This window comes from Salmonella sp. JXY0409-18 (genome assembly GCF_020268625.1).
GTDB classification, from domain to species: Bacteria; Pseudomonadota; Gammaproteobacteria; order Enterobacterales; family Enterobacteriaceae; genus Salmonella; species Salmonella enterica.
This window is the reverse complement of record NZ_CP084216.1, coordinates 1201260-1212282: the sequence shown is the minus strand read 5'-3', so window position 1 is coordinate 1212282 and position 11023 is coordinate 1201260. Positions and strand designations below refer to the sequence as shown.

The window sequence follows — 11023 nt, the reverse complement described above, 5'->3', positions numbered from 1 at the left end:
AAGCTTTGGTGTGCGCAAGGGGGGAAACGGCCGTCATTATAAAGAATCTGACGCGCCGACGAAACCGTTTGCGTATAAATAAAATCACCGCTTTTTCTTGTCATACGGTGCGGCTATCGTTGCGAATAAGTTGCCAACTGGCGCATTGTTACGCAAAATGCCGCTCATTAATGACTTATCTATTGCAGCAAAACATCTTTTTCAGCCCGAGGCAACGCACGATCCAGAGAATTAACTAATTGAAAAAATTAAAGATTAATTATCTGTTCATCGGCATATTGACGCTGCTGCTGGCAGCAGCCCTTTGGCCCTCAATCCCCTGGTTCGGTAAAACCGAAAACCATATCGCCGCGATTCAAGCCCGGGGGGTACTGCGCGTCAGTACGATCGACTCGCCATTAACCTATTCCGTTATCAACGGTAAAAAATATGGTCTGGACTATGAACTGGCGCAGCAGTTCGCCAACTATCTCGGCGTGAAGCTGAAAGTGACGGTGCGCCAGAATATCAGCCAGTTGTTTGACGATCTGGATAACGACAATGCCGACCTGCTCGCGGCTGGGCTGGTCTACGACAGCGCGCGCGTTAAAAACTATCAGCCCGGCCCCATGTATTACTCGGTTTCGCAACAGCTCGTCTACCGGGTCGGACAATATCGCCCACGCTCGCTGGCGACCGTTAACGAGAATCAGCTTACCATTGCGCCAGGGCACGTCGTGGTCAATGATTTACAGCGTTTAAAAGAGACAAAGTTTCCCGACCTGAGCTGGAAGGTGGATGATAAAAAAGGCTCGACGACGCTGCTGGAAGAGGTCATCAGCGGCAAACTGGATTACACCATTGCCGATTCAGTGGCGATCAGTCTGTTTCAGCGCGTTCATCCCGAACTGGCCGTGGCGCTGGATGTCACGGATGAACAGCCCGTGACCTGGTTTAGCCGACTGGACGACGATAATACGCTCTCCGCCGCGCTGCTCGATTTTTTCAATTCGATCAATGAAGACGGTTCTCTGGCGCGGATCGAAGAGAAATATCTGGGGCATGGCGATGATTTCGACTACGTTGATACCCGCTCTTTCCTGCGAGCGGTGGATAACGTCCTGCCGGAGCTGGAACCGTTATTTAAAAAATATGCCAAAGAGATAGACTGGCGCCTGCTGGCGGCGATTTCTTATCAGGAATCACACTGGGACCCGCTGGCGACCTCGCCAACCGGCGTGCGCGGCCTGATGATGCTGACTAAAAATACCGCCCAAAGTCTGGGGCTGACCGACCGTACCGATGCGGAGCAAAGCATCAGCGGCGGCGCTCGCTATCTTGAAGATATGATGGCTAAAGTTCCCGAAACCGTTCCGGAAGACGAGCGTATCTGGTTTGCTTTAGCCGCCTACAATATGGGTTATGCGCACATGCTCGACGCCAGATCGCTGACGGTAAAAACCAAAGGCAATCCGGATAGCTGGACCGATGTGAAGCAGCGTTTGCCGCTGTTAAGCCAAAAACCGTATTACAGTAAGCTAACCTACGGTTACGCGCGTGGACATGAGGCTTATGCTTATGTGGAAAATATCCGTAAATACCAGATAAGTTTAGTGGGGTATTTGCAGGAAAAAGAAAAGCAGGAAGCGGAAGCCATGAAACTGGCGCAGGATTACCCGGCGGTGTCGCCGGAGGAGCTGAATAAAGCGCCCTTCCCCCTCCTGTCGTTTTTATCGCAGTCATCAGGCTACCTGACGCATTCGCCGTCTTTACTGTTTACGCCGCAGAAGAAAGAAGAAAAATAGCGTGATGGTCTTATCGGATGGCGACGCGTAACCTCTTATCCGGCATTGCGCTATACTGTCGGCCCCGCGCCTTGCGCACGGTCGGCTTTCTTCAGGGCTTTAATTTCCTGACGACGCATACGGAAAAAATCACTGAGCAGCGTCGCACATTCATCGCGCAGCACCCCTTCAATAATGTCGACCCGGTGATTCATTCCCGGATGGTGCAGCACATCAATTAGCGATCCGGCCGCGCCGGTTTTTGCATCGCGCGCGCCAAAGACAACGCGTCCAATGCGGCTATGCACCATAGCGCCTGCGCACATCACACAGGGTTCCAGCGTGACATACAGCGTGGTATCCAGTAACCGGTAATTCTGCAATACCAGACCTCCCTGACGCAGCGCCATTATTTCAGCATGCGCAGTAGGATCGTGGCGGCCAATGGGTCGGTTCCAGCCTTCGCCAATGACACGATGGTTATGCACCAATACCGCGCCAACCGGAACCTCGCGTTCGTCCCAGGCGCGTTTCGCCAGCGTCAGCGCGTGGCGCATCCAGTATTCGTGATCTAATTCGACATCAGACAAAGAGATAACTCCGGTAATGAAAGCGGGCGGCATTATACACAGACGCTATGCGTTTCACTATTCGAGCTGCTGCAGCTCGCCGTGCGGCGTCACCCGCCAGCGATGCTGGCAAAAATAAAGCAGCGGGTTATCCTGTTTGCTGTCGCTGTAGCCGCTATAAAGACGCAGCGGCGTACCGATTTTACGTTCCAGTTGCGCGACTTTTTCATGGCCCAGACAGCGCACGGTTAATACCCAGCCGCCATACCGTCGCGCCATCTGGCTGGCGATGAGGTTAACGCGCGGCAACCACGGCGTATCAAAATAGACTTGCTCTACCAATGATTGCGGAGAACCGGTAATAAGCCAGATATCCGCGTCAGAGCTCAATAGATAGGTGGTCAGACGCTCCTGTACAACCGGAAACGCCGTGACGTTAGCGCGAAACCAACGGACAAAATCCGCCTGATGCGCTTGCAAACGCGTTTCGCTATGGCCAAAAGTACAGCCCCACAACAACAGACTCATCGGCCAGCGGGCCGCACGCCCTTTTACCAGTAAGCCGATACCGATAATGGGTAACAACGGCAGTACGAGCAGCGCATTTAGCGGCTGACGGCGCAGCAAATAACGCAGAAAACTGCCGAACATATCCTGTTGATGTAACGTTCCATCCAAATCAAAAAAGACGACACGACGCTCGTGGCTGACCAAACCTTACTCCTCTGGATCATTGAACCCCAGCAGCCAGGTAAAAATAAACCCGGCAATTACCGCTATTAAATAGCCTAACAGATAGAACAGGACTTTTCCGGCAACAATTGTTAATGCCAGCGGCAAACCGGAAATACCAAAGGTAATTACCGTCGCCACTTTCCAGTAGCTGATCAACGCCCCGCCTACCGCGCCGCCAAGGCAAGCGCCAATAAATGGCTTACCCAATGGCAGCGTGACGCCAAAAATCAGCGGCTCGCCAATCCCCAGCAGTCCGACCGGAAGCGCGCCTTTAATCACCTTTTTGAGTCGCGCATTGCGGGTTTTCATCAGTACGGCAATGGCCGCGCCTATCTGACCAACGCCCGCCATCGCCAGGATGGGAAACAACGCGTTATAGCCGTGCGCTTGCACCAGCTCCACATGAATAGGCACCAGCCCCTGATGTAGCCCGGTCAGTACCAACGGCAGGAAGGTTCCGGCTAACACCGCGCCCACCAGAAAACCGCCGCGATCGATAGCCCAGGACGCGCCGTGAGCGATAGCGTCTGAAATCCAGCCGCCAAGCGGTTGCAGAGCGACAATCGCTACCGCGCCGGTGATAACAGTCGTCAATAAAGGGTTAAGAATTAACTCCAGCGACCCCGGCAGCAGCTTACGGAACTGGCGCTCAATCCAGCACATTAACGCCACCACCAGCAGGACGGCGATGACGCCGCCCCGTCCCGGCTGAAGCGCCTCGCCAAAGAGCGTAATCTGCGCCAGTTGCGGGCTGGAAAGGATCCCCGCCATCACGCCGCCTAACGCCTGCGATCCGCCAAAGACTTTCGCGGTATTGACGCCAACCAGAATGTTCATGATAGCGAACACCGCGCTGCCAAATATCCCCATCAGGCCCAGCAGGTTAGGATAGTGGACGGCAACGTCGCCGACGATATCCGGACGTTTAAGAATGTTGATAATGCCGGTAATCAAGCCGGATGCGATAAAGGCGGGGATAAGCGGAATAAAAATATTCGCCAGCTTACGCAACGCATCGCTCATCGGCGCTTTATACTTCGCTTTCACCTCGGATTTGGTACGCGCCATAGCGTCGTCCGGCTTTACACCACCTGCGGCAATCTGCACGCGCATCGCATCAACCACCTGCGCAGCCTTCCCCGGCCCAACGATCAGCTGATGTTGCTCCCCTTGCTTTACGTATCCACTGACGCCAGGCAACGCTTTTAAGCGCGGAATATCCAGTTGGCTGTCGTCCTGTACCTCCACCCTGACTCGCGTCATACAGTTTTCCAGGCGCAGAATATTTTGCTCTCCGCCGATACCACGTAAAATATCGCTGGCGAGCGCTGCCGTCTTATCCATACACACCTCTTTAGTGTTCTAACGCCGCCCTTAAAAAGCCCTGATGAGCGGCGAGTTTTTCCCTGGCGGCTGCAGCATCCAGCCCCGTAAGCGCCATCAAAATGGCGGGCTTAACCTCAAAATCGGTCTGTTTCAGCAACGTTTCCGCCTCTTCACGACCTATCCCGGTCGCTTCAACGACCATCCGACACGCACGATCGACCAGTTTGACGTTGGTGGCTTTCATATCCACCATCAGGTTTTGATAGACCTTGCCGAACTTCACCATCGCGCCGGTAGAAATCATATTGAGCACCATTTTCTGCGCGGTGCCGGATTTCAGCCGCGTGGAGCCGGTAAGCGCTTCCGGCCCGACAACGGGCGAAATAGCGATATTAGCCTCCCGCGCAATAGGCGAATCTGGATTACAGGAGACGGCAACAGTGGTACAACCGGACTGTCGCGCATAGCGCAGGCCGCCAATCACATAGGGTGTACGACCCGACGCCGCGAGCCCCACGACCAGATCCTGTTCTTGCAGATTTAGCGCGACAAGATCGTCTTCGCCTGCCTGTTGGCTGTCTTCCGCGCCTTCGACCGCTTTCAGCAACGCGCCCGGCCCGCCGGCAATCAGCCCGACGACCAGACCGTGCGGAACGCCAAACGTCGGGGGGCATTCTGAGGCATCCAGTACGCCAAGCCGACCACTGGTGCCCGCGCCCATATAGATGATACGTCCGCCAGACTTCAGCGCCGCCGCAGCGGCATCCACCGCACGCGCAACGTCAGGCAGAGTGGCTTTTACTGCTTCCGCTACCAGCGTATCCTGTTCATTAAAACGCTTAACTAATTCAGGGGTAGGCAACGCATCCAGATCCATCGTTTGCGGGTTACGGGTTTCAGACACTAAGGTACCAAGATTCATTTTTGTCCCTCTGGAATTTTTAATTCATAATAAGCGTCCATGATGGAATAGAATATTCCCCCAGGCGAGTGAAATTTCGTTTTGTCGTCGCCATCACGTTTCGCAGGAGCTGCCCATGAACTGTTTGATTCGTATTCGCCAGCGTTATCCGGATCTCGCGCAAAGCGACAGGAAACTGGCGGATTATCTGCTCGCGCAACCGGATACGGCGCGGCATCTGAGCTCGCAGCAACTGGCGGCCGAAGCGGGCGTCAGCCAATCCAGCGTAGTCAAGTTCGCGCAAAAACTGGGGTTTAAAGGGTTTCCTGCATTGAAACTGGCTATCAGCGAAGCGTTGGCCAGCAATCCTAATCCGCATTCCGTTCCCGTTCATAACCAGATTCGCGGCGACGATCCGATGCGCCTGGTCGGGGAAAAATTAATTAAAGAGAATGTGGCGGCGATGCACGCCACGCTGGACGTTAACAGTGAAGAAAAGCTGTTAGAAAGCGTCACGATGCTGCGCCACGCCCGCCGTATTGTGATCACCGGGATTGGCGCCTCTGGGCTGGTGGCGCAAAATTTTGCCTGGAAGCTACTGAAGATTGGCATTAACGCGGTGGTTGAGCGCGATATGCACGCCCTGCTGGCGACGGTGCAGGCGCTGGCGCCGGAGGATCTGCTGCTGGCGATCTCTTATTCCGGGGAACGGCGCGAGCTGAACCTGGCGGCGGACGAAACATTACGCGCAGGCGCGAAGATCCTGGCCATTACCGGTTTTTCTCCCAACGCCTTGCAGCAGCGCGCCACCCGCTGTCTGTATACGATTGCTGAAGAGCAGGCGACGCGCAGCGCCGCTATCTCCTCGACACATGCGCAAATGATGTTGACCGACTTACTGTTTATGGCGCTGGTACAACAGGATTTAGAGCGGGCGCCGGAGCGTATTCGCCATAGCGAGGCGCTGGTAAAAAAACTGGTTTGAAAATGGCTCTTCCGCCTCATGCAGAAGAGCTATCAAGTTTATTGCGCTTCTTTAGCGTGAATCAATTGCGTCAGGAGTTTGTTAACCGGTACGGCAATATTGTTCTGAGCGCCGATTCGCGCAATCGCACCATTTAAATAGTCGATTTCGGTCAGTCGGCCTTTATGTAAATCCTGATGCATAGAAGGATAGTGGTGGCCGCTCTCACGCGGATCGAACACTTTCTTCACCGTATTCATCACCATTTGCTCAGTCAACGGAATATTCTGGCTGGCAGCAACTAACACAAACTCATCAACTACCGCTTGCGCTAAATCTAAAGCACCAGGCCGCTGACCAAATCCGCCGACATTACAATCCAGTAGCGCGCAATAGGTGTTCATTACGCTATTAAAGGCTGCTTTCTTCCAGATCGATAATAATACGTCAGGGCTTATTTCAGCATTCAATCCAGCGCTATTAAGGGTGGCAATGACCTTAGCCTCTTGAGCCGAATCATGGCTGGCAATCGGCTGCAGTTCAATCGTTCCGGTACCGGTGGCCATAATATGCCCAGCCCCCTCCAGTTCGCTGGACCATAACGTCACACCCGCATAGATTTTCTGCCGATCGACATATTTCTCCAGCGTTTCGATATTTCCCAGGCCGTTAGATAAAATCATCACTACTTTCGCGGCTGGCAGTAATGGCTTAATACGCTGTAACATGCTATCCAGCTGCATGGCTTTGGTAAACAGAATAACCAGCTCAAACTCCCCCTGGGATTCATCAGCCAACATAGCAGGGATGGGGTAATACTTCTGAGTCGTTTCCGTTTCGACAAACAACCCCTTGCTACGAATAGCGTCAACATGCTCCTGCCAGCTATCGATAAGCGTCACGTCGTGCCCGGCCTCCAGCAGCATATAGCCAAAACGACATCCCATAGCGCCTGCACCTGCGATTGCAATTTTCATTTTTATTTCCTTATTATCTGATTAATAAATTTTGGCTAAAACCGTTGCGACATATTTTTTCGTTATCAGGGTCAACACGACTCCAATAAGCAATAGCACCGTGGTCAAAATAAATACCGTATTGTAGCTTCCGGTATATTTTGCAATAGCGGACGTGACGTAAGGAGCAATAACCGCACCGACGGCAAAACCAAAATACATAAAGCCGTAGTTTAGTCCCTGGTTACGCATACCAAAATTCTGGCTGGTCAAGCCAGGGAAGATAACTAATATACCGGCATAAGCAAAGCCCACGCCCAGAGCGCTGAAATAGAATACCGAAGTATTGCCGTTGAAGAACAACAATAGCAGCATACAGACGCAGGTAAAAAGATAAACGATAACCAGAGTATTGTAGCCGCCTAATTTATCGGTTAACCCTCCCCAGAACAGGCGACCAATTGAGTTAAATATCGATACCAGGCTAACGACTAATGCACCGGACAGTAAACCGTACTGCGTCATACCAATTTGCGCAGAGCTTGAGCTAATTACCATCCCAGAGAACACGCCCAGCGCCAGAATCATAAACAGCAGCCAGAAGCGCAGATCTTTCAGCATGTGCCGATAGTCTTTATCCATTGGCGATGCTTTAATTCCTCCGCTATCTTTTGCTGGCGCGCTACGAATAAAGAACTGGACGATAAAAATAACCACCAGATAAACAATGCCCAGATATAACAACGCCCGACTAACATCGTGAGTTTGCGCCATAAAATATTCGGCCAGGCGGGTGCAAAGTAGCGTCCCGACGCCAACACCCGCCAGTACGATACCGCTGGCAAGACCGCGACGGTCAGGGAAAAATTTCAGAATATTATTCAGATTACCCGTAAAAGCCAGGCCCGATCCCAACCCGGCAATGACGCCGTAGGTTAAAAACAGCATGGGCAAATTATCCACAAACCCGGACAAGATAAAACCTAAAGAAAACAGGATACCGCCGATAACTATCGCCTGCTTTCCTTTACCATTGTCGATCATTCTCCCGCCCCAAATCATCGGTAAAGGAATGATCCCCATGTTGATAGAGAATGCTAACGCCAGCGTAGCCGGATCCCAGTGATATTGCGCCATGAGTGGTGTTTTGAAATAGCTAAATGCGTAGACGCCCCCGAGCACAAAATTGATGCACACGTGAGCGGCAAGCATTCCCCAGCGGTTGATTGATGCCGACATAATTTTCCCTTTTTAAAATGCACTGATCACAGTTTAAAAAAAGCAAAATAGGCAAACAATTTGGTATTTTTTATAATCGTTATAACAAAACCCAATCGATTGGCATTAAATTTTAATGAATATCAAACAACTACATTCCTTCCTGATATTGTGTGATGAATTACATTATGGTCGGGCAGCCAGTCGCCTGTTTATCACTCAGCCATCATTAAGTCAGCAAATCAAACAACTTGAGTCATCACTTAAAACAATATTATTTAAGCGAAAAGGTAGAGGAATTAAATTAACAAAAGCAGGTATTATTTTGCAACGACACGCTAACAAAATAATGCTGGATTTAAAAAATGCCGAAAATGAACTTCTTCCCTATCAGGATCAACAGCGCGATACTATTTCAATCGGGGTGTCAGGCAGCTACCTGGTCCTGCCCGCTTTTCGCAGCTTTATGGCGCACCATCCGGAAATATCTTTAAATGTTAAAGAGTTCTCAACTGAGCAAACCATTAAAAGGCTGACGGATAGCGCCGTTGATATTGGCATTGTTTATCGAACAGCGCTCCCTGCCCAGCTAAGTTCGACCATGCTGTTTGAAGATGAAATTATCGCTGCAATCCCACTTTCTCATCCTCTGGCGACACGCGAACGTCTGCAGCTAAAAGATTTAAACGACCAGCCCATTATCGTGCTTAATGACTCTCTGCTATTAAGAGGGATCATCACCACTGAATTTAATAACCGCAAAGTCGTTCCTAACGTCATCTGCGAACTGGATAACCACTACTCATGCCTTGAGTATGCCGAAGCGCAGATTGGCATCGCATTTATTACCCGCTCGCTAACCCATTTATCGACACCCAAAAATGTTCGCCTGGTTTCACTGGGCATCCCCGCATTCTTTATTCCTGTCATGCTGGTGCACAGTAATGACCTTTCACTGGATAACGCAACCATCTGCCTGCTCAAGCAGATCAAAAATTTTTACACTGTAGATAACAAATCAGCGCCAGAAAAGAGCTGGCCCGAGCAGAAAATAGGCGTATAATGCCCGCCCGATTTGTGTTGTTTCTGAGAATTTCCTGATGGCGCTGTTAATCACCAAAAAATGTATCAATTGCGATATGTGCGAGCCGGAGTGCCCGAATGAGGCGATTTCAATGGGCGACAGCATTTATGAGATTAACAGCGACAAATGCACCGAGTGTGTAGGCCATTACGAAACGCCGACCTGTCAGAAAGTCTGCCCAATCCCCAATACGATTTTGCAGGATCCCGCCCATGTCGAAAGCGAAGAACAGTTGTGGGATAAGTTTGTTCTGATGCATCACGCAGATAAACTGTAAGCGGGTTAACGCACTTCCAACGCAACAATGCCTGATGGCGCTATGCTTATCAGGCCGACAATATATCGGCCTGTAGGTCAGATAACGTGTTTACGCCGCCATCCGGCAAATCTAACTTTCCAGAATGACCGTAGCGCAGGCGTAATGGCGTTCATCGGCCAACGTGACATGCATGTGCGCCACACCGAGTTTTTCCGCCAGCGTTAACGCCTCGCCCCACAGCCGCAAACGTGGTTTTCCCAGCTCATCGTTAAACACTTCGAACTGATTAAACGCCAGACCGTTGCGGATGCCGGTGCCAAAAGCTTTCGCTGCCGCCTCTTTGACCGCAAAACGCTTGGCGAGAAAACGCACCGGCTGCTGATGCGTCTCCCAGATAGCCCACTCGTTGTCACTGAGCACACGCCTTGCCAGACGTTCGCCGGAACGGGAGATCACTGCCTCAATGCGGGCAATCTCTACAATATCCGTTCCCAGGCCGAGAATCGCCATTAGCCGCGCGCTTCCAGCATCAAACGTTTCATTTCAGCCACCGCCTCTTTCAGGCCCGTCATCACCGCCCGACCAATAATGGCATGACCGATATTAAGTTCGTGCATTTCCGGCAGCGCGGCAATAGCTTTGACGTTATGGTAGGTCAGGCCATGACCCGCATTTACTTTTAGCCCCAGGCGAGCCGCCAGGGTCGCGGCGCTGGCAATACGCGCCAGCTCTTTTGCCTGTTCCGCATCGGTTTCTGCGTTGGCGTAGCAGCCGGTATGGATTTCGATAAACGGCGCGCCGACTTCCGCCGCCGCGTTGATTTGCGTTTCATCGGCATCGATAAAGAGCGAAACCTGGATGCCAGCCGCCGCCAGGCGCGCACAGGCATCACGCATTTTATCGCGCTGTCCGGCCACATCCAGACCGCCTTCGGTGGTGACTTCCTGGCGTTTTTCCGGCACCAGACAACAGAAATGCGGCCTGGTTTCTACGGCGATCGCCAGCATCTCTTCGGTCACCGCCATCTCCAGATTCATACGCGTATGCAGCGTCTGACGCAGAATGCGCACATCGCGATCGGTAATGTGGCGACGATCTTCGCGTAGGTGTACGGTAATGCCGTCCGCGCCTGCCTGTTCAGCAATAAACGCCGCCTGTACCGGATCCGGATAGTCGGTGCCGCGCGCATTACGTAACGTGGCAATGTGGTCAATATTGACGCCTAACAGTAATTCAGCCATGACAATC

Annotated in this window: 13 protein-coding genes; 5 read left to right on the top strand and 8 right to left on the bottom strand. The window is 51.9% G+C overall.

The annotated features are described in order from the left end of the window. The first annotated feature begins 5 nt into the window (after window positions 1-5). Both LDB27_RS05790 and mltF read left to right on the top strand, forming a co-directional pair. The gene (locus tag LDB27_RS05790; protein ID WP_001543559.1) at window positions 6-239 is read left to right on the top strand and encodes a hypothetical protein; all 234 of its coding nucleotides are present in this window, start codon (window positions 6-8) and stop codon (window positions 237-239) included. Next, complete coding sequence (gene mltF / locus LDB27_RS05785; protein WP_000734243.1) at window positions 240-1784, top strand: membrane-bound lytic murein transglycosylase MltF; 1545 nt, start codon at window positions 240-242, stop codon at window positions 1782-1784. It abuts the gene before it with no gap. Window positions 1785-1834: 50 nt separating this feature from the next. Here the strand turns inward: mltF and tadA are convergent, their stop codons facing one another. The 4 genes from tadA to murQ are packed head-to-tail and all read right to left on the bottom strand — an operon-like array spanning window position 1835 to window position 5315. Beyond that, window positions 1835-2386 (bottom strand): tRNA adenosine(34) deaminase TadA, encoded by a 552-nt coding sequence (gene tadA / locus LDB27_RS05780; RefSeq protein ID WP_001134560.1) that lies wholly within the window; start codon window positions 2384-2386, stop codon window positions 1835-1837. 24 nt (window positions 2387-2410) lie between these two features. Beyond that, a complete protein-coding gene (gene yfhb / locus LDB27_RS05775) occupies window positions 2411-3046 on the bottom strand; it encodes a phosphatidylglycerophosphatase C (RefSeq protein WP_000253558.1) in 636 nt (211 codons plus the stop codon). 3 nt (window positions 3047-3049) lie between these two features. Then, window positions 3050-4411 carry a PTS transporter subunit EIIC gene (locus LDB27_RS05770; protein WP_000361666.1) on the bottom strand — a complete coding sequence of 454 codons (1362 nt, stop codon included), beginning with the start codon at window positions 4409-4411 and terminating at the stop codon, window positions 3050-3052. A 10-nt stretch (window positions 4412-4421) separates the two neighbouring features. Next, on the bottom strand, window positions 4422-5315 hold the full coding sequence (gene murQ / locus LDB27_RS05765; RefSeq protein WP_001048531.1) for an N-acetylmuramic acid 6-phosphate etherase: 894 nt from the start codon (window positions 5313-5315) through the stop codon (window positions 4422-4424). Window positions 5316-5430: 115 nt separating this feature from the next. Here murQ and LDB27_RS05760 point away from each other — a divergent pair, with 115 nt between their 5' ends. After that, a complete protein-coding gene (locus tag LDB27_RS05760) occupies window positions 5431-6279 on the top strand; it encodes a MurR/RpiR family transcriptional regulator (RefSeq protein ID WP_000995694.1) in 849 nt (282 codons plus the stop codon). Between the two features lie 38 nt (window positions 6280-6317). On the opposite strand, the gene LDB27_RS05755 is transcribed toward LDB27_RS05760, so the two are convergent. Continuing rightward, window positions 6318-7235 (bottom strand): oxidoreductase, encoded by a 918-nt coding sequence (locus LDB27_RS05755; RefSeq protein WP_000684032.1) that lies wholly within the window; start codon window positions 7233-7235, stop codon window positions 6318-6320. 21 nt (window positions 7236-7256) lie between these two features. Further along, window positions 7257-8453, bottom strand: a complete 1197-nt coding sequence (locus tag LDB27_RS05750; protein WP_001276367.1) for an OFA family MFS transporter — start codon at window positions 8451-8453, stop codon at window positions 7257-7259. Between the two features lie 115 nt (window positions 8454-8568). Here LDB27_RS05750 and LDB27_RS05745 point away from each other — a divergent pair, with 115 nt between their 5' ends. Together LDB27_RS05745 and LDB27_RS05740 are read left to right on the top strand one after the other, a co-directional pair. Then, window positions 8569-9495 carry a LysR family transcriptional regulator gene (locus tag LDB27_RS05745; RefSeq protein ID WP_001022473.1) on the top strand — a complete coding sequence of 309 codons (927 nt, stop codon included), beginning with the start codon at window positions 8569-8571 and terminating at the stop codon, window positions 9493-9495. Window positions 9496-9532: 37 nt separating this feature from the next. Further along, on the top strand, window positions 9533-9793 hold the full coding sequence (locus tag LDB27_RS05740; RefSeq protein WP_001196290.1) for a YfhL family 4Fe-4S dicluster ferredoxin: 261 nt from the start codon (window positions 9533-9535) through the stop codon (window positions 9791-9793). A gap of 111 nt (window positions 9794-9904) precedes the next feature. Here the strand turns inward: LDB27_RS05740 and acpS are convergent, their stop codons facing one another. Together acpS and pdxJ are read right to left on the bottom strand one after the other, a co-directional pair. Beyond that, a complete protein-coding gene (acpS, locus tag LDB27_RS05735) occupies window positions 9905-10285 on the bottom strand; it encodes a holo-ACP synthase (protein WP_000986043.1) in 381 nt (126 codons plus the stop codon). Further along, window positions 10285-11016, bottom strand: coding sequence for a pyridoxine 5'-phosphate synthase (gene pdxJ, locus LDB27_RS05730; protein ID WP_000818972.1), 732 nt, complete (start codon window positions 11014-11016; stop codon window positions 10285-10287). Before pdxJ ends, acpS begins: the two co-directional genes overlap by 1 nt. Window positions 11017-11023: the final 7 nt, after the last annotated feature.

Excerpts from the sequence above, each read along its gene's own strand:
- tadA (WP_001134560.1), bottom strand. The coding sequence starts at position 2,386 with ATGCCGCCCGCTTTCATTACCGGAGTTATCTCTTTGTCTGATGTCGAA.
- LDB27_RS05770 (WP_000361666.1), bottom strand. The coding sequence starts at position 4,411 with ATGGATAAGACGGCAGCGCTCGCCAGCGATATTTTACGTGGTATCGGC.
- murQ (WP_001048531.1), bottom strand. The coding sequence starts at position 5,315 with ATGAATCTTGGTACCTTAGTGTCTGAAACCCGTAACCCGCAAACGATG.
- LDB27_RS05760 (WP_000995694.1), top strand. The coding sequence starts at position 5,431 with ATGAACTGTTTGATTCGTATTCGCCAGCGTTATCCGGATCTCGCGCAA.
- LDB27_RS05755 (WP_000684032.1), bottom strand. The coding sequence starts at position 7,235 with ATGAAAATTGCAATCGCAGGTGCAGGCGCTATGGGATGTCGTTTTGGC.
- LDB27_RS05750 (WP_001276367.1), bottom strand. The coding sequence starts at position 8,453 with ATGTCGGCATCAATCAACCGCTGGGGAATGCTTGCCGCTCACGTGTGC.
- LDB27_RS05745 (WP_001022473.1), top strand. The coding sequence starts at position 8,569 with ATGAATATCAAACAACTACATTCCTTCCTGATATTGTGTGATGAATTA.
- LDB27_RS05740 (WP_001196290.1), top strand. The coding sequence starts at position 9,533 with ATGGCGCTGTTAATCACCAAAAAATGTATCAATTGCGATATGTGCGAG.
- acpS (WP_000986043.1), bottom strand. The coding sequence starts at position 10,285 with ATGGCGATTCTCGGCCTGGGAACGGATATTGTAGAGATTGCCCGCATT.
- pdxJ (WP_000818972.1), bottom strand. The coding sequence starts at position 11,016 with ATGGCTGAATTACTGTTAGGCGTCAATATTGACCACATTGCCACGTTA.